Origin of the sequence: Pseudomonas baetica (assembly GCF_051216495.1) — a bacterium.
In the GTDB taxonomy this organism is placed as follows: domain Bacteria; phylum Pseudomonadota; class Gammaproteobacteria; order Pseudomonadales; family Pseudomonadaceae; genus Aquipseudomonas; species Aquipseudomonas baetica_B.
In genome coordinates, this window is record NZ_JBPKAM010000061.1 from 20276 (window position 1) to 39054 (window position 18779).

At 60.3% G+C, this 18779-nt stretch carries 19 protein-coding genes; 7 read left to right on the top strand and 12 right to left on the bottom strand.

The window, feature by feature from the left end; translation table 11 throughout:
- Positions 1-13: 13 nt before the first annotated feature.
- Entirely contained in the window at positions 14-1174 is a 1161-nt protein-coding gene (gene algW, locus ACSFE6_RS20575; RefSeq protein ID WP_435429303.1) for a Do family serine endopeptidase AlgW, read from the bottom strand.
- Between the two features lie 103 nt (positions 1175-1277).
- Here algW and ACSFE6_RS20580 point away from each other — a divergent pair, with 103 nt between their 5' ends.
- The 3 genes from ACSFE6_RS20580 to cysN all read left to right on the top strand — a co-directional run bounded on the left by ACSFE6_RS20580 (position 1278) and on the right by cysN (position 5110).
- On the top strand, positions 1278-2036 hold the full coding sequence (locus ACSFE6_RS20580) for a Nif3-like dinuclear metal center hexameric protein (protein WP_435429304.1): 759 nt from the start codon (positions 1278-1280) through the stop codon (positions 2034-2036).
- 248 nt (positions 2037-2284) lie between these two features.
- Positions 2285-3202, top strand: coding sequence for a sulfate adenylyltransferase subunit CysD (cysD, locus tag ACSFE6_RS20585; protein ID WP_150769422.1), 918 nt, complete (start codon positions 2285-2287; stop codon positions 3200-3202).
- 9 nt (positions 3203-3211) lie between these two features.
- Positions 3212-5110: a sulfate adenylyltransferase subunit CysN gene (gene cysN, locus ACSFE6_RS20590; protein ID WP_435429305.1), complete on the top strand. Its 1899-nt coding sequence runs from the start codon at positions 3212-3214 to the stop codon at positions 5108-5110.
- A 172-nt stretch (positions 5111-5282) separates the two neighbouring features.
- On the opposite strand, the gene ACSFE6_RS20595 is transcribed toward cysN, so the two are convergent.
- From ACSFE6_RS20595 to ACSFE6_RS20605, 3 genes are read right to left on the bottom strand one after another with little or no spacing between them, the layout of a single operon-like run.
- On the bottom strand, positions 5283-6182 hold the full coding sequence (locus tag ACSFE6_RS20595) for an acyltransferase (RefSeq protein WP_435429306.1): 900 nt from the start codon (positions 6180-6182) through the stop codon (positions 5283-5285).
- Positions 6183-8282: a phosphate acetyltransferase gene (gene pta / locus ACSFE6_RS20600; protein ID WP_435429307.1), complete on the bottom strand. Its 2100-nt coding sequence runs from the start codon at positions 8280-8282 to the stop codon at positions 6183-6185.
- Between the two features lie 59 nt (positions 8283-8341).
- Positions 8342-8638, bottom strand: a complete 297-nt coding sequence (locus ACSFE6_RS20605) for a DUF3565 domain-containing protein (RefSeq protein ID WP_435429317.1) — start codon at positions 8636-8638, stop codon at positions 8342-8344.
- On the opposite strand from ACSFE6_RS20605, the gene ACSFE6_RS20610 reads away from it, so the two are divergent.
- From ACSFE6_RS20610 to ACSFE6_RS20620, 3 genes are all read left to right on the top strand, one after another.
- Positions 8637-9122, top strand: a complete 486-nt coding sequence (locus ACSFE6_RS20610; RefSeq protein WP_064620281.1) for an FKBP-type peptidyl-prolyl cis-trans isomerase — start codon at positions 8637-8639, stop codon at positions 9120-9122. The two genes, ACSFE6_RS20605 and ACSFE6_RS20610, sit on opposite strands and share 2 nt — an antisense overlap.
- A gap of 123 nt (positions 9123-9245) precedes the next feature.
- On the top strand, positions 9246-9728 hold the full coding sequence (locus tag ACSFE6_RS20615) for a glutathione peroxidase (RefSeq protein ID WP_435429308.1): 483 nt from the start codon (positions 9246-9248) through the stop codon (positions 9726-9728).
- Positions 9729-9940: 212 nt separating this feature from the next.
- Positions 9941-11044, top strand: a complete 1104-nt coding sequence (locus ACSFE6_RS20620; protein WP_435429309.1) for an NADH:flavin oxidoreductase — start codon at positions 9941-9943, stop codon at positions 11042-11044.
- A 117-nt stretch (positions 11045-11161) separates the two neighbouring features.
- On the opposite strand, the gene ACSFE6_RS20625 is transcribed toward ACSFE6_RS20620, so the two are convergent.
- Both ACSFE6_RS20625 and cysZ read right to left on the bottom strand, forming a co-directional pair.
- Positions 11162-12361, bottom strand: coding sequence for a glycosyltransferase family 4 protein (locus tag ACSFE6_RS20625; RefSeq protein ID WP_435429310.1), 1200 nt, complete (start codon positions 12359-12361; stop codon positions 11162-11164).
- A 54-nt stretch (positions 12362-12415) separates the two neighbouring features.
- The gene (cysZ, locus tag ACSFE6_RS20630; protein WP_435429311.1) at positions 12416-13168 is read right to left on the bottom strand and encodes a sulfate transporter CysZ; all 753 of its coding nucleotides are present in this window, start codon (positions 13166-13168) and stop codon (positions 12416-12418) included.
- A gap of 314 nt (positions 13169-13482) precedes the next feature.
- Here cysZ and trxB point away from each other — a divergent pair, with 314 nt between their 5' ends.
- Positions 13483-14439 carry a thioredoxin-disulfide reductase gene (gene trxB, locus ACSFE6_RS20635; RefSeq protein ID WP_435429312.1) on the top strand — a complete coding sequence of 319 codons (957 nt, stop codon included), beginning with the start codon at positions 13483-13485 and terminating at the stop codon, positions 14437-14439.
- Between the two features lie 180 nt (positions 14440-14619).
- Here trxB and ACSFE6_RS20640 read toward each other — a convergent pair whose 3' ends face one another.
- The 6 genes from ACSFE6_RS20640 to folM all read right to left on the bottom strand — a co-directional run bounded on the left by ACSFE6_RS20640 (position 14620) and on the right by folM (position 18567).
- A complete protein-coding gene (locus tag ACSFE6_RS20640) occupies positions 14620-15870 on the bottom strand; it encodes a 2-aminoadipate transaminase (RefSeq protein ID WP_435429313.1) in 1251 nt (416 codons plus the stop codon).
- Between the two features lie 242 nt (positions 15871-16112).
- Positions 16113-16451 carry a HopJ type III effector protein gene (locus ACSFE6_RS20645; RefSeq protein WP_435429314.1) on the bottom strand — a complete coding sequence of 113 codons (339 nt, stop codon included), beginning with the start codon at positions 16449-16451 and terminating at the stop codon, positions 16113-16115.
- Positions 16444-16740 (bottom strand): DUF1244 domain-containing protein, encoded by a 297-nt coding sequence (locus tag ACSFE6_RS20650; RefSeq protein WP_007970303.1) that lies wholly within the window; start codon positions 16738-16740, stop codon positions 16444-16446. The genes ACSFE6_RS20645 and ACSFE6_RS20650 overlap by 8 nt, the downstream gene beginning before the upstream one ends.
- Positions 16741-16886: 146 nt before the next feature.
- Positions 16887-17258, bottom strand: coding sequence for a dihydroneopterin triphosphate 2'-epimerase (gene folX, locus ACSFE6_RS20655; protein WP_077045315.1), 372 nt, complete (start codon positions 17256-17258; stop codon positions 16887-16889).
- Between the two features lie 2 nt (positions 17259-17260).
- A complete protein-coding gene (gene folE, locus ACSFE6_RS20660; protein ID WP_435429315.1) occupies positions 17261-17836 on the bottom strand; it encodes a GTP cyclohydrolase I FolE in 576 nt (191 codons plus the stop codon).
- A 20-nt stretch (positions 17837-17856) separates the two neighbouring features.
- Positions 17857-18567 (bottom strand): dihydromonapterin reductase, encoded by a 711-nt coding sequence (gene folM / locus ACSFE6_RS20665; protein ID WP_435429316.1) that lies wholly within the window; start codon positions 18565-18567, stop codon positions 17857-17859.
- Positions 18568-18779 lie beyond the last annotated feature (212 nt).

Here is an 18779-nt window from a genome sequence, read left to right on the forward strand (position 1 = left end):
AATCAAGCTAGACTTAGCTCTCTTCTTTTTCCTTGACCGGTGCAGGTGGTGGACGCAGGCCGATTTCCGCCGTGAGCTTGAGTTCCTTGCCGTTACGCATCACCTGGATCACGACCTTGTCAGTCGGCTTGATTCGCGCCACTTGATTCATCGAGCGACGACCATCGCCCGCCGGTTCGCCGTCAATGCTGAGGATCACGTCACCCAATTGCAGGCCCGCCTTCTGCGCCGGACCGTCGCGGAAGATTCCGGCGACGACGATGCCCGGCCGCCCCGACAGGCCAAAGGATTCCGCCAGTTCCTGGGACAATGGCTGCACTTCGATACCCAGCCAGCCACGAATCACCTGACCGTGCTCGATGATCGACTTCATCACCTCCATCGCCAGCTTGACCGGAATCGCGAAACCGATGCCCTGGGAACCGCCGGACTTGGAGAAGATCGCCGTGTTGATGCCGGTCAGGTTGCCATTGGCATCCACCAGCGCACCACCGGAGTTACCGGGGTTGATCGCGGCGTCGGTCTGGATGAAGTCTTCGTAGTTGTTCAGGCCCAGCTGATTGCGCCCGGTGGCACTGATGATGCCCATGGTGACCGTCTGGCCGACGCCGAACGGGTTGCCGATGGCCAGCGCAACGTCGCCGATACGGATGTTGTCGGAGCGGCCGACAGTGATTGCAGGAAGATTCTTCAAGTCGATCTTCAACACCGCGAGGTCGGTTTCCGGATCGCTGCCGATCACCCGGGCCAGGGTTTCACGCCCGTCCTTGAGTGCCACCACAATCTGGTCAGCGCCGCTGGTCACGTGGTTGTTGGTCAGAATGTAGCCTTCCGGACTCATGATCACGCCGGAGCCGAGGCTCGATTCCATACGCTTCTGCTTGGGCGCGTTGTCGCCGAAGAAACGGCGGAACTGCGGATCTTCAAACAGTGGATGGTTGGGTTTGTTGATGACTTTGGTGGTGTACAGGTTCACTACCGAGGGCGCGGCAGTGGTCACCGCCTCGGAATAGGACACCGGGCCTTGCTGCATGCTGGTGGTTTGCGGGGCTTGTTGCAGATTGACGTCGAGGCTTGGAAGCCCGACCCACTGCGGGTAACGCTGGATGATTAACAGAGCGACAAGCACGCCGGCCAACAACGGCCAGCCGGAAAAACGCAGCGCCTTGAGCATTAAGCACGTCCTGAGAGAGTTGCAGGCGGTTAGAGACCGCTCATAATGTGGCGCATTATACGAGGCCGCGCGCGCCTCTGAACGGGATATTTAGGAGTCTTTTATGGCCGTCGCCCTGAGCACACTCGTCGAAGAAGCCGACCGTTACCTCAACAGTGCAAAAATTTCCGATTATTGCCCCAATGGCCTGCAGGTCGAAGGTCGGCCGCAAGTGATGCGCATCGTCAGTGGCGTCACCGCCAGCCAGGCCTTGCTCGATGCCGCCGTCGAAGCCAATGCCGATCTGGTGCTGGTGCACCATGGTTACTTCTGGAAGGGTGAAAATCCGTGCATCACCGGCATGAAACAGCGCCGGTTGAAGACCCTGCTCAAACACGACATCAGCCTGTTGTCCTATCACCTGCCGCTGGATCTGCACCCGGACGTGGGCAATAACGTGCAGTTGGCGCGTCAACTCGACATCACTGTCGAAGGCCCGCTCGATCCCGACAACCTGAAAATCGTCGGTCTGGTCGGTTCCTTGAACGAGCCCGTGACACCCCGGGATTTCGCCCGCCGCGTGCAGGAAGTCATGGGGCGCGAGCCGTTGCTGATTGAAGGCAGCGCGATGATTCGCCGTGTAGGATGGTGCACTGGCGGAGGTCAGGGTTACATCGATCAGGCGATTCTGGCGGGTGTCGATCTGTACCTCAGTGGCGAAGCCTCCGAGCAAACCTTCCACAGCGCCCGGGAAAACGACATCAGCTTCATTGCCGCCGGTCACCATGCCACCGAGCGCTACGGCGTCCAGGCACTGGGTGATTACCTGGCACGACGCTTTGCACTGGAGCACATCTTCATCGATTGCCCGAATCCGATTTAAATCAACACCCCCTGTGGGAGCGAGCCTGCTCGCGAAGACGTCATGTCAGGCGACATCAGCATTGGCTGACACACCGCTTTCGCGAGCAGGCTCGCTCCCACAATGGATGTGCAGTGGCCGAACCGGCAGGCATATTCATATGCCCTTTCGATCTAGTTGGCGTCCTGATTAGAAGGGGGCGCTGTGCTAGGATTCCCCGCTCGAACACGGCCCGCTGGCCGTTCATAAGAAAGATTTCGTGAGTAGCCATGGTCGACAAACTGACGCATCTGAAACAGCTGGAGGCGGAAAGCATCCACATCATCCGCGAGGTGGCCGCCGAGTTCGACAACCCGGTGATGCTGTACTCCATCGGTAAAGACTCCGCCGTGATGCTGCACCTGGCACGCAAGGCATTCTTCCCTGGCAAGCTGCCGTTCCCGGTCATGCACGTCGACACCCAGTGGAAATTCCAGGAGATGTACAAGTTCCGCGACAAGATGGTCGCTGAACTGGGCCTGGACCTGATCACCCACGTGAACCCTGAAGGTGTGGCGCAGGGCATCAACCCGTTTACCCACGGCAGTGCCAAGCACACCGACATCATGAAAACCGAAGGCCTGAAGCAGGCACTGGACAAGCATGGTTTCGACGCCGCTTTCGGTGGTGCGCGCCGCGATGAAGAGAAATCCCGCGCCAAGGAGCGCGTGTACTCGTTCCGCGACAGCAAGCACCGTTGGGATCCGAAGAACCAGCGTCCGGAGCTGTGGAACGTCTACAACGGCAAGGTCAACAAGGGTGAATCCATCCGCGTATTCCCGTTGTCGAACTGGACCGAGCTGGACATCTGGCAGTACATCTACCTCGAAGGCATCCCGATCGTGCCGCTGTACTTCGCCGCCGAGCGTGAAGTCATCGAGAAGAACGGCACCCTGATCATGATCGACGACGAGCGCATCCTCGAACACCTGAGCGATGAAGACAAAGCCCGCATCGTCAAAAAGAAAGTGCGTTTCCGTACCCTTGGCTGCTACCCGTTGACGGGCGCGGTGGAGTCCGAGGCCGAAAGCCTCACGGACATCATTCAGGAAATGCTCCTGACGCGAACTTCCGAGCGCCAGGGCCGTGTCATCGACCACGATGGCGCAGGCTCGATGGAAGACAAGAAACGTCAAGGTTATTTCTAAGGGGCTGTCATGTCGCATCAATCTGATTTGATCAGCGAGGACATCCTCGCCTACCTGGGCCAGCACGAACGTAAAGAGCTGCTGCGCTTTCTGACCTGCGGTAACGTCGACGACGGCAAGAGCACCCTGATCGGGCGCCTGCTGCACGACTCCAAGATGATCTACGAAGATCACCTGGAAGCGATCACCCGCGACTCGAAAAAAGTCGGCACCACCGGCGAAGACATCGACCTGGCATTGCTGGTCGACGGCCTGCAGGCCGAGCGTGAGCAAGGCATCACCATTGATGTCGCGTATCGCTATTTCTCCACCGCCAAGCGCAAATTCATCATTGCCGATACCCCCGGCCATGAGCAGTACACCCGCAACATGGCCACCGGTGCCTCCACCTGTGACCTGGCGATCATCCTGGTCGACGCCCGTTACGGCGTGCAGACCCAGACCCGTCGCCACAGCTTCATTGCCTCGCTGCTGGGCATCAAGCACATCGTCGTCGCCATCAACAAGATGGACCTCAAGGACTTCGACCAGGGCGTGTTCGAGTCGATCAAGGCCGACTACCTGCAGTTCGCCGAAGGCTTGAAGATGAAGCCGACCAGCATGCATTTCGTGCCGATGTCGGCACTGAAAGGCGACAACGTGGTGAACAAGTCCGAGCGCTCGCCGTGGTACACCGGCCAATCGCTGATGGAAATCCTCGAGACCGTGGAAGTGGCGGGTGATCGCAACTTCACCGACCTGCGTTTCCCGGTGCAGTACGTCAACCGTCCGAACCTGAACTTCCGCGGTTTCGCCGGCACCCTGGCCAGCGGCATCGTCAAGAAGGGCGACGAAGTCGTGGTGCTTCCTTCGGGCAAGAGCAGCCGCGTGAAATCCATCGTCACCTTCGAAGGTGAACTGGAACACGCAGGTCCAGGTCAAGCCGTGACGCTGACCATGGAAGACGAAATCGACATCTCCCGTGGCGACCTGCTGGTTCACGCCGACAACGTGCCACCCGTCACCGACAGCTTCGAAGCGATGCTGGTATGGATGGCCGAAGAGCCGATGCTGCCGGGCAAGAAGTACGACATCAAGCGTGCCACCAGTTACGTGCCGGGCTCCATCGCCAGCATCGTCAACAAGGTCGACGTGAACACCCTGGAAGAAGGTTCGGCCAGCGCGTTGCAGCTCAACGAAATCGGCAAGGTGAAGATTGCGCTCGACGCGCCGATCGCCCTCGACGGTTACGACAGCAACCGCACCACCGGCGCGTTCATCGTCATCGATCGTTTGACCAATGGCACTGTTGGCGCCGGCATGATCGTCGCCCAACCGGTCGCACACGGCACTAGCACCCACCACGGCAAACTGGCTCACGTGGCTACCGAAGAACGCGCCCTGCGTTTCGGCCAGCAACCGGCCACCGTGTTGTTCAGCGGCTTGTCAGGCGCAGGCAAAAGCACTCTGGCCTACGCGGTTGAGCGCAAGCTGTTCGACCTGGGTCGTGCGGTATTCGTGCTCGATGGCCAGAACCTGCGTCACGACCTGAACAAAGGTCTGCCACAGGATCGCGCCGGGCGTACCGAGAACTGGTGCCGGGCTGCGCATGTGGCGCGTCAGTTCAATGAAGCCGGTCTGCTGACCCTGGCCGCATTCGTGGCACCGAGTGCCGAGGGCCGCGAGAAAGCCAAGGAGCTGATCGGCAAGGAGCGTCTGGTGACGGTCTATGTCCAGGCTTCGCCGACGGTGTGCGCCGAGCGTGATCCGCAAGGCCTGTACGCGGCGGGCGGGGATAACATCCCGGGCGAATCCTTCCCATACGACGTGCCGCTGGATGCCGATCTGGTGATCGACACCCAGTCCGTGTCGCTGGAGGAAGGCGTCAAGCAAGTGCTGGATCTGTTGCGTAAACGCGGCGCGATCTAAGCGTTAGCTGGAAAAAAGAAACCCGCCGATGAGTGATCATCGGCGGGTTTTTTGTGTTTTGCGCGGTCAACTGTGGGAGCGAGCCTGCTCGCGAAAGCGGTGTGTCAGCCAATACATTTGTTGAATGTTAATCCGCATTCGCGAGCAGGCTCGCTCCCACAAGGGGGCGGAGTCAGTTCGGATACTCCCGATGCATCTGCCCCAACAACGCATCCTTGTTCTGCCACATCTGATTGATCCAGCCCTGGAACTGCAAGCGGTACTCACCGTCCTGGTCGTAGTTCTTGCCGATGAACTGCGGCGGGATCTTCAGCTCTTCGAAGTGCACCACCACATCCCGCACGTTCCCGCACAGCAGGTCCCAGAAACCGGGACGTCCGGCCGGGTAGTGAATGGTGACGTTGACGATCGACTCCAGTTGCTCGCCCATGGCATCCAGCACAAAGGCAATGCCTCCGGCCTTGGGTTTGAGCAGGTACTTGAACGGTGATTGCTGCTGGGCATGCTTGCCCTCGGTGAACCGCGTGCCTTCAACAAAGTTGAAAATGCCCACCGGGTTGTCGCGAAACTTCGCGCAGGTCTTGCGGGTGGTTTCCAGGTCTTTGCCTTTCTTTTCCGGATGTTTCTCCAGATACGCCTTGGAGTAGCGCTTCATGAACGGAAAGCCCAGCGCCCACCACGCCAGCCCGATCACCGGCACCCAGATCAGCTCCTGTTTGAGAAAAAACTTCAGTGGCTGAATGCGTCGGTTGAGCACGTATTGCAGCACCAGGATGTCGACCCAGCTCTGGTGGTTGCTGGTGATCAGGTACGAGTGCTGATAGTCGAGGCCTTGCAGACCGCTGACGTGCCAGCGCGTGCGACGGACCAGATTCATCCAGCCTTTGTTGAGACTGATCCAGGCTTCGTGGGTATGGCTCATCAGCCAGCGCGCAACACGCTGGGTAAGCGCGAACGGCAACACTTTGAACAACGCCACGCAAAACAGAAACGAGCACAGCAGTATCGTGTTCAGCGCCAACAGCAGCGCAGCGATTACGCCGCGCACGGGTACAGGTAGAAAATCCAGCATTTAAACATCCATAGGTCGGTTGGCGGCCTGGATCGCGGTCAACGCGATGGTGTAGACGATGTCATCGACTTGCGCACCGCGCGGCAGGTCGTTCACCGGTTTGCGCAGGCCTTGCAACATCGGCCCGAGGCTGACGCAATCGGCGCTGCGTTGCACGGCTTTGTGGGTGGTGTTGCCGGTGTTGAGGTCGGGGAACACGAACACCGTGGCGCGACCGGCCACCTGACTGTTCGGCGCCAATTGTCGGGCCACGGTTTCGTTGGCGGCGGCGTCGTATTGCAACGGACCGTCGATCAACAGCGAGTTCTGCTGCTCATGGGCGAGCAGTGTTGCTTCGCGTACCTTCTCGACTTCTTCGCCGCTGGCCGACTCACCGCTGGAATAGCTGATCATCGCCACCCGTGGCGTGATGCCGAATGCCGCCGCCGAGTCAGCGCTTTGCAGGGCGATTTCGGCCAGTTCGCTGGCGCTCGGGTGCGGGTTCATCACGCAGTCGCCATACACCAGCACTTCTTCGGGAAACAGCATGAAGAACACCGAGGACACCAGCGTGCAGCCAGGTGCCGTTTTAATCAGCTGAAGCGCCGGGCGAATGGTGTTGGCGGTGGAGTGAATGACCCCCGATACCAGTCCGTCGACTTCGTCCAGTGCCAGCATCATGGTGCCGATCACCACGGTGTCTTCCAGTTGCTGCTCGGCCATCGGCGCGTTGAGGCTTTTGGTCTTGCGCAGCTTCACCATCGGCTCGACGTAACGCTCGCGGATCAGGTCTGGATCGAGGATTTCCAGCCCGGGCGGCAACTCGATGCCCTGGGCGCGGGCTACGGCTTCGACGTCGGCGGGTTTGGCCAGTAACACGCAGCGGGCGATGCCACGGGCCTGGCAGATAGCGGCAGCCTGTACGGTCAACGGCTCGCTGCCTTCCGGCAGGACGATGCGTTTGTTGGCTGACTGGGCACGCTGGATCAATTGATAGCGGAACACTGCCGGCGACAGGCGCATTTCCCGTGGTGTGCCACAGCGCTGGTGCAGCCAGTTGGCGTCCAGATAGCCGGCAACGAAATCGGTGATGATCTCTGCGCGCTCGCGGTCGTCGATCGGGATTTCCTTGTTCAGACCGTTCAACTGGTTGGCGGTGTCGTAGGAACCGGTGCTCACCGACAGTACCGGCAGGCCGGCCTGCAAGGCGCCACGGCACAGGTCCATGATGCGCGGGTCGGGCAGGGTGTCGCTGGTCAGCAACAGGCCGGCCAGCGGCACGCCGTTGATGGCCGCGAGGCTCACGGCAAGGATGATGTCGTCGCGATCGCCGGGAGTCACCACCAGTACGCCGGGCTTGAGCAGTTCCACGGTGTTGCGCATGGTGCGAGCGCAAATGATGATCTTGGTCATGCGCCGGGTTTCGTAGTCGCCGGCGTTGAGCACTTGGGCGCCCATCAGGTCTGCCACGTCGCGGGTGCGTGGGGCATTCAGTTCCGGCTGGTAGGGGATGCAGCCCAGCAGGCGGAAATCGCCACTGCGCAGCAACGGCGAATGCTCCTTCAGGCGCGCGGCGAATGCGTCCATGCTCTCGTCGGTCTTCACCTTATTCAGGATCACGCCGAGGACTTTCGGGTCTTTCGGGCCGCCGAACAATTGTGCCTGCAATTCCACGCGGCCGGACAACTCAGTGAGCACTTCATTTTCCGGCGCCGATACCAGAATCACTTCGGCATCCAGGCTTTTTGCCAAATGCAAATTGACCCGGGCGGCATAGCTGGCGCTGCGGGTTGGCACCATGCCTTCGACGATCAGGACGTCCTTACCGACGGCAGCCTGCTGATAGAGGGTGATGATCTCTTCGAGTAACTCGTCCAGCTGACCGTCGCCGAGCATCCGCTCGACATGAGCCAGGCCCAGCGGTTGTGGTGGTTTCAGGCCATGGGTGCGGGCCACCAGTTCGGTGGAGCGTTCGGGGCCGGTATCACCCGGATGCGGTTGGGCAATCGGTTTGAAAAAGCCGACCTTGAGGCCGGCCCGCTCAAGGGTACGCACCAGCCCGAGGCTGATGGAGGTCAGGCCCACGCCAAAATCGGTGGGTGCGATAAAAAAAGTTTGCATGCGGATTCTCTGGAGGAGCAGGCAATGGCGATCATCTATAACTGACGATCTACCGACATTCAGTCGCCAAGGTTATCGCTAACCGAGCCTTGTGCGCACCAACCGCAATCAAAGGGCTGGCCTATTTTTTCAAGGCGCTGGACCGGATCCATCACCCAAGCCCGGGATTGCCACGGTGGCTGGTGACGCAGGTGCTGGGTGTGACCACAGGAAAGCTCGGCCACCCAGTGTCCGTCCTCGTCCTGATGGAAGCCTAGGATCGTCGCCCCCCGTCTGTCCGGGTTGTGTTCGCTTTCGGGCGATTGCTTCGCTAAACTGGGTCTTTCATCATTCTTATGCAAAAGGTCTCGCCCCATGCTGATCGCCGCCAACAAGGCTGTCTCTATCGACTATACCCTGACCAACGACGCTGGTGAGGTCATCGACAGCTCCGCCGGCGGCGCGCCGCTGGTTTACCTGCAAGGTGCAGGCAACATCATCCCGGGTCTGGAAAAGGCTCTGGAAGGCAAGGCCGTCGGTGACGAGTTGAAGGTTTCCGTTGAACCTGAAGATGCCTACGGCGAATACGCTGCTGAACTGGTCAGCACCCTGAGCCGCAGCATGTTCGAAGGCGTCGATGAGCTGGAAGTGGGCATGCAGTTCCACGCTTCCGCTCCGGACGGCCAGATGCAGATCGTTACCATCCGCGATCTGGACGGCGACGACGTCACCGTTGACGGCAACCACCCATTGGCCGGTCAGCGCCTGAATTTCCAGGTCAAGATCGTTGCTATCCGTGACGCCAGCCAGGAAGAAATCGCTCATGGTCACGTCCATGGCGAAGGTGGCCATCACCACTGATTTTCTGCGCTAAGCTCAGATAACTGGAGAGGCGCCCCGAGGGCGCCTTTTTAGTCTGCGGCTGTCTCAGGCGACACCGCCAAGTGGTTATTTCGAGAAAAACACGGGAATCTGGAGTACGTCATGAGTGCTTTTCACGACCTTAATTTGACAGCCCTGAATGGTCAGGCACTACCTCTGGCACCTTTCAAGGGGCAAGTCGTGCTGGTGGTCAACGTCGCCTCCAAATGTGGCTTGACCCCACAGTACGCGGCGCTGGAAAACCTTTACCAGCAATACAAGGGCAAGGGGTTCAGCGTGCTGGGCCTGCCGTGCAACCAGTTTGCCGGGCAGGAGCCGGGTTCCGAACAAGAGATCCAGGAGTTTTGCAGCCTCAACTATGGCGTGACCTTTCCGTTGTCCAGCAAGCTGGAAGTCAACGGTCACGATCGTCATCAGTTGTATAAGTTGCTGGCGGGCGAGGGGGCCGAGTTCCCCGGTGACATTACCTGGAACTTCGAGAAATTCCTGCTGGGTAAAGACGGGCGCGTTCTGGCGCGTTTTTCGCCACGTACTGCTCCGGACGATCCGAGTGTCGTTCAGGCGATTGAAAAAGCCCTGAGCTGACATTCCCCTCTGTATCTGTAGGAGCGAGCTCGCTCGCGATGGTATTTGGAACACCGCGGGGCACCAGACCGCCCGCGTTATCGTTGACCACCATCGCGAGCATTCGAGCGTCGACCGGCTGCTCCTACATCACCAAAATCAATAGTGCTTTTCAGCGTCTGCGAACCTCCATATTATCGCCGTCATAAAGTCTATTTCCGTGGAGCGTCCCCATGCCTGTAAAAGCCCTGTTCAAACCGTTCCACCTCGGCTCCCTCGAACTGCCGACCCGCGTCGTCATGGCGCCGATGACCCGCTCGTTTTCCCCGGGGGGCGTGCCTAACTCCAAAGTGATCGAGTACTACCGTCGTCGCGCCGCGGCTGGCGTTGGCCTGATCATCACCGAAGGCACCACTGTTGGCCACAAGGCTTCCAACGGTTACCCTAACGTGCCGCATTTCTACGGTGAAGCGGCGCTCGCCGGCTGGAAAAAAGTCGTCGACGCGGTCCACGCCGAAGGCGGCAAGATCGTTCCGCAACTGTGGCACGTGGGCAGCGTGCGTCGCATCGGCACCGAGCCGGACGCCAGCGTGCCGGGGTACGGTCCGTCGGAAAAAGTGAAGGATGGCAATGTCGTGGTTCACGGCATGACCAAACAAGACATTCAGGACGTGATCGCCGCGTTCGCCCAAGCGGCCAAGGATGCCCAGAGCATCGGTATGGACGGCGTGGAAATCCACGGTGCCCACGGCTACCTGATCGACCAGTTCTTCTGGGAAGGCAGCAACCAGCGCACCGACGAATACGGCGGCAGCCTGGCCAACCGTTCGCGTTTCGCCATCGAATTGATTCAGGCCGTGCGCGCGGCGGTCGGTGAGGGGTTCCCGATCATCTTCCGCTTCTCCCAGTGGAAGCAGCAGGATTACACCGCGCGCCTGGTGCAAACCCCTGAAGCGCTGGGTGAGTTCCTCCAGCCGTTGTCTGACGCCGGTGTGGATATTTTCCACTGCTCGACCCGCCGTTTCTGGGAATCGGAATTCGACGGTTCCGAACTGAACCTGGCGGGCTGGACCCGCCAACTCACCGGCAAGCCAACCATCACCGTGGGCAGTGTCGGCCTGGATGGCGAGTTCCTGCAGTTCATGGTCAACACCGACAAGGTCGCCCAACCGGCGAGCCTGGAAAAACTGCTGGAGCGTTTGAACAACGATGAATTCGACCTGGTGGCGGTCGGCCGTGCGCTGCTGGTGGACCCTGACTGGGCGCAGAAAGTGCGCGACGGGCGTGAGCAGGACATCTTGCCGTTCAGCCGCGAGGCGTTGATGACGCTGGTCTAAACGGCGACTGGCAAGGCCCCATCGCCAGCAGGCTGGCTCCCACAGGTTCTGTGTACACCGCAGATCCCATGTGGGAGCCAGCCTGCTGGCGATGACTGACCCAATGTCACCCTAGGCTCAGGGCAAGGTCGCTGCATTCGGTACCACTTGCTCCCCCACACAAGCCCCCCGCAACTGCCCCTCGAACTGCTCGATAATCGCCGCCCATCCCTGCCGGCCGGCATGTTGCCGCGCATTGAGCCGCACACAGCGCAAGGTTTCATCCTGCTCCAGCAGCCACGCCGCCGCATCGCAGAACGCTTCTTCGTCCCCCGGCATCGCCAGCACACCGTTGTAGCCATGGCGAATGTGCTGCGCCGCTGCCGCCTGATCGTAAGCCACCACGCCCAGTCCGGAAGCCAGCGCCTCCAGCACCACATTGCCGAAGGTTTCAGTCAGGCTCGGAAACACAAACAAGTCCCCCGACGCATAGTGACTGGCCAGTGCTTCACCTCGCTGGGTCCCACAGAAAATCGCGTCGGGCATTTCGTTTTCCATCTGCAGGCGTTGCGGCCCGTCGCCCACGACAATCAGCTTCAGGGTACGCTGTGGATAAGTCGCCTTGAGCGTGTCGAAGCAGCGTTTGAGCAAGCCCAGGTTTTTCTCCTGCGCCAAACGTCCTACGTGGATCACGGCAATGTCGTTCTCACTCAGCCCCCATTGTTCACGCAATCCATTCATGCGTTTGGCCGGGTGAAATAATTGACTGTCGACGCCTCGGGACAGCAGCGCCAGGCGTTCGAACTGCCGCCGCTCCAGTTCCATGCGCTGGCTGACGCTGGGCACCAGGGTCAGGTTCGAGCGATTGTGGAACCAGCGCAGATAGTGGGTCAGCAGGCGCGTCAGCAAACCGAGGCCGTACTGGCTGGAATACTGCTGGAAGTTGGTATGAAAACCGCTGACCACTGAAATGCCCAGGCGCCGTGCTGCGCGCAATGCCGACAGCCCGAGTGGTCCTTCGGTCGCGATATACAGCACGTCCGGGCGATGACGCTTCCAGCGTCTGAGTAGCTTGTGCATCGACGACTGCCCCCATTGCAATCCGGGATAACCCGGCAGCGGCCAGCCCCGGCACAGCAGCAATTCATCGTCGCTGCCCGCCGACTGATCGCAACCCTGGCGCGGTCGCACCAGTTCCACCTGATGCCCACGCGCGCGCAAACCGTCGCACAGGCGACCAAGGGTGTTGGCCACGCCGTTGATTTCGGGAGGGTAGGTTTCGGTGATCAGGGTGATATGCAGAGCTGTCGTCATGGCCTCAGTGTCGGCTGAGGCCATGTCGTCGTTATGACGGGCAGATGATGGATTTGTGACCGCTTCTGCGGGTATGGCTCAGCGCTGGGCGACCAGGTTCTCGGCCCCTCGTTCACGGACCCAGAACAAGGTCGCCCCGGCCACGGCGGCCGGCATCATCAGGATGTTGACCACCGGGATCAGCAGCACCAGATAGACGCTGCCGCCGAAACTCATGCTCTGCCAGCGTTTCTGCCGCAGCCAGGCGAGCATCTCGTTCCAGCCCAGCTTGTGGTTGTCCGCCGGGTAGTCGATGTACTGGATCGCCATCATCCACACCCCGAACAGTAGCCAGAGCGGCGCGGCGATGATATTCACCACGGGGATGAACGAGAGGATGAACAGGCCGATCGCCCGGGGTAGAAAGTAACCGAGCTTGCGCATTTCCCGGGCGAAGGTGCGCGGGATCATGGCGATCAGTTCGCCCCAGCTGAAGGCCGGGAAATCGTCGGTGCCACGCACCACCACCTCGACCTTTTCCGCCAGAAAACCGTTGAATGGCGCGGCGATCACGTTGGCGAGCATTGTGAAGGTGAAAAACACCATCAGCACCACCAGCACGACGAACAGTGGCCACAACACATAGCTGAGAAAACTCAGCCAGTCGGGCAGGGTCGGCATCAGCGTATCGACCCACAGGCTGAATTGATGGCCGGCCAGATAGATCAATCCGACGAACAGCACCAGGTTAATTACCAGTGGAAGCAATACAAAAAGGCGCAGGCTGGGACTCAGAACCAATTTCAGGCCTTCGCGCAGGTATTGCGGGCCTGAGAGGGCAGGGGCGGGCATAAGGTGCTCCGGGCAGAGGGAAAACGCGCCGACCTTACCGGCTTTGCTTGACGTGCGAAAGCGCGGCAGCGGTATCGACATTAACTGTAACAAAGGTGTCCGAATACTCACGGTGACGGCATAGAGACCACCTATGAGCTGGATTGTTAAACCGTATTTCCTTAATCTTCGCCCCCTCGATACGCTGCACCCATTCTTTTACAGGACTGTCGAGTTCAAGCCTTCCCCAAGTGCTTTCAATGGTCCTTTTTTATTCCCGCCGGTCAGCCGGCGTTCCGTGCCAGGTGTTCCGGGCCGGTCAACAGGAGCAGGTCATGTCTGAAGTCCGTCATTCGCGAGTGATTATTCTCGGTTCCGGCCCTGCCGGTTACAGCGCCGCGGTCTATGCCGCCCGTGCCAACCTCAAGCCACTGCTGATCACCGGCATGCAGGCCGGCGGTCAACTGATCACCACCACTGAAGTCGACAACTGGCCGGGCGACGTCCACGGCCTGACCGGCCCGGCGTTGATGGAGCGCATGAGAGAGCACGCCGAGCGCTTTGAAACCGAGATCGTCTTCGATCACATCAATGCCGTGGACTTTGCCTCCAAGCCGTACACCCTGATCGGCGACAGCGCGACCTACACCTGCGACGCCCTGATCATCGCCACCGGTGCCAGCGCTCGTTACCTGGGCCTGCCGTCCGAAGAAGCGTTCATGGGCAAAGGCGTTTCGGCCTGCGCAACCTGCGATGGTTTCTTCTATCGCAACAAGCCGGTGGCTGTGGTCGGCGGCGGCAACACCGCTGTTGAAGAAGCCCTGTACCTGGCCAACATCGCCAGCACCGTGACCCTGATCCACCGTCGCGAAACCTTCCGCGCCGAGAAGATCCTGATCGACAAGCTCAATGCCCGCGTGGCCGAAGGCAAGATCATCCTGAAGCTGAACGCGACCCTGGACGAAGTCCTGGGCGACAACATGGGCGTGACCGGTGCCCGCCTGAAGAACAACAACGGCAGCTTCGATGAAGTGAAAGTCGACGGCGTGTTCATCGCCATCGGCCATACCCCGAACACCTCGCTGTTCGAAGGCCAGTTGACCCTGAAAGACGGCTACCTGGTCGTGAACGGCGGCCGTGACGGCAACGCCACCGCCACCAACCTTGAAGGCATCTTCGCGGCCGGCGACGTGGCTGACCACGTCTACCGTCAGGCCATCACCTCGGCCGGCGCCGGTTGCATGGCGGCACTGGATGCCGAGCGTTACCTGGACAACCTGCAGAACGCTTGATGCTGCAGGCATAAGAAAACCGGCTTCGGCCGGTTTTTTTGTGCCTTCGGACAATGCTCAAATCCCTGTAGGAGCGAGCCTGCTCGCGATGGTCGTCAACGTTAACGCTGGAAGCCAGACACCCCGCGGGGATTTCAGGATCTTCGCGAGCATGCTCGCTCCTACAGTAGGCGTTGTGGATCAGGTCAGTTTCTGCAGGCACGCCTCAAGAATATCCAGCCCTTCCTCCAGCACAACCGCCTCGGTCGTCAACGGCGCCAGCAACCGAATGATGTGCCGCGACTTGCCGCTCGGCATCAGCAGCAAACCTGCATCCCGCGCCAGGGCCAGCAGTTGCGTCAGTTGCGCTGGAGCCGGTGTGCCGTCGGCGTTGGCCAACTCGATCCCGCGCATCGCACCCACCCCGGACAGGCGTCCGAGGTACGGAGACAGGTTGCGATCACGCCAGGACTGATAGCGGCTGACGATTGCCTCCTCCTGTTGCGTACCCCAAGCTTGCAGGTGGGCATCGGTCATTTCGTCCAGGGTCGCCAGCGCGGCGGCGCAGGCAATGGGGTTGCCGGAATAGGTGCCACCCAGTCCGCCCTTGGGCAAGTTGTCCAGCAACGCTTTGCGCCCAACCACCGCTCCCAGCGGCAAGCCACCGCCGATGCTTTTGCCGAGCAGGATCAGGTCCGGTTCGATGCCCAGTCGAGAGAACGCAAAGCGCTGGCCGGTGCGACCGAAGCCCGACTGGATTTCATCGACGATCAGCACGATGCCTTTCTCGTCGCAAAACTGGCGCAGCGTCTGGGCGAACTCTACGTCCATGGCCAGAAAGCCCGCTTCGCCCTGTACCGGTTCGACGATAAAACAGGCCACGTCCTCGACGTCTATTTCGACGCTGAACAAGCGCTCCATGGCCTTCAGGGCCTCGGCGCAGGTCACGCCGTTGTCCTGGCTGGGATAGGGCAGGTGATACACCGGGCCCGGCAACACACCGACTTTCTGTTTGTAGGGCGCGACCTTGCCATTGAGATTGAGGGTAGCCAGCGTTCGCCCGTGGAAGGCGCCATCGAAGGCAATGACTGCCGTACGGCCGGTGGCGCCACGGACGATTTTCAGCGCGTTCTCGGCCGCTTCCGCGCCACTGTTGGTGAGCATGCCGCTGACCGGGTAATCGACCGGGATAAACGCCGTCAGGCGATCCATGAGCTCGACGTAGGGTGCATGGGGTGCAGCGTTGAACGCGTAATGGGTCATTCGGGTGGCTTGTTCGCGAATGGCACCGACGATGCGTGGATGGCAATGGCCAAGGTTCAGTACGCCGATCCCGCCGACGAAGTCGATGTAGCGTTTTCCCTCCGTGTCCCACACCTCGGCGTTCTTGCCGTGGCTGAGGGTGACAGGGTGAACGATATTGATCGACTGACTGATGGTTTCGCTGCTCATGGATGACCGGCTCTGAAGAAGGAGGACTTCTTTTTATCTAAGCCGTGAGCGGTGCCGGGCGGCAAATGAAATAAAGTCGCCGGATCAATCGTTAAAGTCGGGACCTGTTGCAAGACACCTGTAGGAGCGAGCTTGCTCGCGATGGTCGTGAACGATAACGCTGGGAGCCTGACACCCCGTGGCGTTCTTCAGTTCATCGCGAGCAAGCTCGCTCCTACAGGTTTAATCCGCAGCGAATTAAATCAGCGGTGGGTCAGGGGTTGCTGCGAGAATTTCACCCCGGCCAGGCCATGGATCATCAGTGCACGAATATTGCCGTGATCGCTGCCTTCAGGCGTGGCCAGCACCGAGCGGTAATGCTCGCCGAACGCCAGCAACGCTTCGTCATCACTCAGGCCTTCCAGCAGTGCCAGGCCCAGGGTCTTGCACGAGCCTTCGTTCTGTCCGGCAGCATTTTCCACGCCGCCATTGTTGAATGCCTGGGGCTGGTAGTCGTAACCGGCGGCTATGAACGCCAGGGTATCGGCGAAGGCGTGTTCGCCGCTCTTGAGGCTGGCACGCAGGGTGTTCAAATCACTCATTGGGTTTTCCTTTGGCGAACGCCGCCTGTTGTTCGGCGCTGGCTTCTTGCTGATATTGGGCTTTCCACTCGGCGTACGGCATGCCGTAAACCACTTCGCGGGCTTCGTCGAGGCTGACGTCGATCTGGCGTTCGTCGGCGGCAGCCTTGTACCACTTGGATAGGCAATTGCGGCAGAAACCGGAGAGGTTCATCAGGTCGATGTTCTGCACATCCTTGCGGCTGTCCAGGTGAGCCACCAGCCGGCGAAAGGCGGCGGCTTCGAGTTCCAGGCGTTGTTGATCGGTCATGGGGGTCTCTTCGAGACAGCTTCAAGCGGCAAGCTTCAAGCTGCAAGATGGGTTTCGGTGGCTTGTAGCTTACCGCTTGAAGCTTACCGCTTGAAGCTTGAAGCTTGAAGCTTGAAGCTTGAAGCTTGAAGCTTGAAGCTTGAAGCTTAGCGGCTTGCCGCGAGCGTAATCGACACCGACTCTGCAAAGCGCAGGGCGTGTGGCTTGTCGACTTCGACTTCGGCGTAGAGCACCGATTCGTTGGCCATGACCAGGTCGAGAATTTCCTGGGTCAGGCGTTCGAGCAGGGCAAAGCGATTGCCCTCGACGTGCGCGATGATCGCCTTGGTGATTGTCCGGTAGTTCAGCGCGTGATCGATATCGTTGTCACGCACCGCCTCTTGGGCCGCATAGAGGATGGTCAGGTTGATCAACACATCCTGCTTGTTGAGGATTTCATCCTCGTTGATGCCGATGTAGGTGCGCAGGCACAGGTCCTTGACCCGGATGCGTGCCATGCCTGGTTGAAGTTGTGGCATTACTACTTGCTCCGTCCAATCAATTGCAGGAACTCCTGGCGGGTATTACTCGATTCGCGGAAGGCGCCAAGCATCACCGAGGTGTTCATGGTCGAATTCTGTTTCTCGACACCGCGCATCATCATGCACATGTGTTGGGCCTCGATGACCACGGCGACACCGGCCGCACCGGTGACGTGCTGCACCGCTTCGGCGATTTGCCGAGTGAGGTTTTCCTGGATTTGCAGGCGGCGGGCGAACATGTCCACCAGCCGCGCGATCTTCGACAAGCCCAGCACCTTGCCGGTGGGAATATAAGCCACATGGGCCTTGCCGATGAAGGGCAACATGTGATGCTCGCAGAGCGAGTACAGTTCGATGTTGTCGACGATCACCATTTCATCGTTGTCGGAGGCGAACAGCGCACCGTTGACGATCTCTTCAACACTTTGCTCATAGCCGTGGCAGAGGTACTGCATGGCCTTGGCGGCGCGCACCGGGGTGTCGCGCAGACCTTCGCGGTCGGGGTTTTCTCCGAGACCGAGGAGGATTTCACGATAGCTCTCGGACAGGGCGTTCTGGGGCAGGGATAACGTCATGGAAGATCCTCGCGGAGCACTTATTTGATGTGCCTTCCGCCGTTGACGGTCAGGGTCGTGCCGGTCACATACGGGTTGTCGAGCAAGTAGCGCAGGCTTTGGTAGATCACTTCGCTGCCAGGTTCAATGCCCAGTGCGGACTTGGCCAGCGCCTTGGCGCGGTAGGTCGCGTCGTCGTCAGGATTGAACAGTAGCAGGGCCGGCGCGATTCCGTTGACCTTGATCGCTGGCGCGTACTTCGCGGCGAAAGACAGGGTCAGGCTGTCGAGCCCGGCCTTGCTGGCGCAGTAGCCGATGTGCTTGCTGCTGCCCTTGCGGGTCACGTCATCGCTGATGTGCACGATGTCGGCGGGACTTGAGCGTTGGAGCAAATCGGCGCAATGCAGGTTGATCAGGTAAGGCGCCAGCATGTGCACATTGAACATGCGGGTGAACGCTGTCGCGTCGGTGTCCGGGGTTTCGGCCAGCCACTCGGAAGCGTTATGGACAATCGCTCGCAGGCTGTCGACGTGGGTTTTCAATTCGTTGATGAAGGCGAAGATACCGGCTTCGCTGGAGAAGTCTGCGAACACCGCAGTCGCTCCCAGATCGCGCAGGGTTTGCACGCCGGGGCGTTCAGTGCGGAAGCTGAAAATCACGCGATGGCCCTCTTCGAGCAATCGCTGCGCACAGTGCAGGCCGACACGCTGGCCAGCACCGGTGATAAGGATTGGGGCTGCGGAGGAAGTCATGAAGGGCTCGCGTCGCGGTGAGAGCAAAACTATAACAGCGACGACAACGGACTGCGCCATCCTCTGTGGGAGGGGGGGGGGGGGGGGGGGGGGGGGGGGGGGGGGGGGGGGGGGGGGGGGGGGGGGGGGGGGGGGGGGGGGGGGGGGGGGGGGGGGGGGGGGGGGGGGGGGGGGGTGGGGGGGGGGGGGGGGGGGGGGGGGGGGGGGGGGGG

What these genes read in the sequence shown, in the direction of transcription:
- algW (WP_435429303.1), bottom strand. Translation starts at nt 1,174, where the DNA reads ATGCTCAAGGCGCTGCGTTTTTCCGGCTGGCCGTTGTTGGCCGGCGTG.
- ACSFE6_RS20580 (WP_435429304.1), top strand. Translation starts at nt 1,278, where the DNA reads ATGGCCGTCGCCCTGAGCACACTCGTCGAAGAAGCCGACCGTTACCTC.
- cysD (WP_150769422.1), top strand. Translation starts at nt 2,285, where the DNA reads ATGGTCGACAAACTGACGCATCTGAAACAGCTGGAGGCGGAAAGCATC.
- cysN (WP_435429305.1), top strand. Translation starts at nt 3,212, where the DNA reads ATGTCGCATCAATCTGATTTGATCAGCGAGGACATCCTCGCCTACCTG.
- ACSFE6_RS20595 (WP_435429306.1), bottom strand. Translation starts at nt 6,182, where the DNA reads ATGCTGGATTTTCTACCTGTACCCGTGCGCGGCGTAATCGCTGCGCTG.
- pta (WP_435429307.1), bottom strand. Translation starts at nt 8,282, where the DNA reads ATGCAAACTTTTTTTATCGCACCCACCGATTTTGGCGTGGGCCTGACC.
- ACSFE6_RS20610 (WP_064620281.1), top strand. Translation starts at nt 8,637, where the DNA reads ATGCTGATCGCCGCCAACAAGGCTGTCTCTATCGACTATACCCTGACC.
- ACSFE6_RS20605 (WP_435429317.1), bottom strand. Translation starts at nt 8,638, where the DNA reads ATGGGGCGAGACCTTTTGCATAAGAATGATGAAAGACCCAGTTTAGCG.
- ACSFE6_RS20615 (WP_435429308.1), top strand. Translation starts at nt 9,246, where the DNA reads ATGAGTGCTTTTCACGACCTTAATTTGACAGCCCTGAATGGTCAGGCA.
- ACSFE6_RS20620 (WP_435429309.1), top strand. Translation starts at nt 9,941, where the DNA reads ATGCCTGTAAAAGCCCTGTTCAAACCGTTCCACCTCGGCTCCCTCGAA.
- ACSFE6_RS20625 (WP_435429310.1), bottom strand. Translation starts at nt 12,361, where the DNA reads ATGGCCTCAGCCGACACTGAGGCCATGACGACAGCTCTGCATATCACC.
- cysZ (WP_435429311.1), bottom strand. Translation starts at nt 13,168, where the DNA reads ATGCCCGCCCCTGCCCTCTCAGGCCCGCAATACCTGCGCGAAGGCCTG.
- trxB (WP_435429312.1), top strand. Translation starts at nt 13,483, where the DNA reads ATGTCTGAAGTCCGTCATTCGCGAGTGATTATTCTCGGTTCCGGCCCT.
- ACSFE6_RS20640 (WP_435429313.1), bottom strand. Translation starts at nt 15,870, where the DNA reads ATGAGCAGCGAAACCATCAGTCAGTCGATCAATATCGTTCACCCTGTC.
- ACSFE6_RS20645 (WP_435429314.1), bottom strand. Translation starts at nt 16,451, where the DNA reads ATGAGTGATTTGAACACCCTGCGTGCCAGCCTCAAGAGCGGCGAACAC.
- ACSFE6_RS20650 (WP_007970303.1), bottom strand. Translation starts at nt 16,740, where the DNA reads ATGACCGATCAACAACGCCTGGAACTCGAAGCCGCCGCCTTTCGCCGG.
- folX (WP_077045315.1), bottom strand. Translation starts at nt 17,258, where the DNA reads ATGCCACAACTTCAACCAGGCATGGCACGCATCCGGGTCAAGGACCTG.
- folE (WP_435429315.1), bottom strand. Translation starts at nt 17,836, where the DNA reads ATGACGTTATCCCTGCCCCAGAACGCCCTGTCCGAGAGCTATCGTGAA.
- folM (WP_435429316.1), bottom strand. Translation starts at nt 18,567, where the DNA reads ATGACTTCCTCCGCAGCCCCAATCCTTATCACCGGTGCTGGCCAGCGT.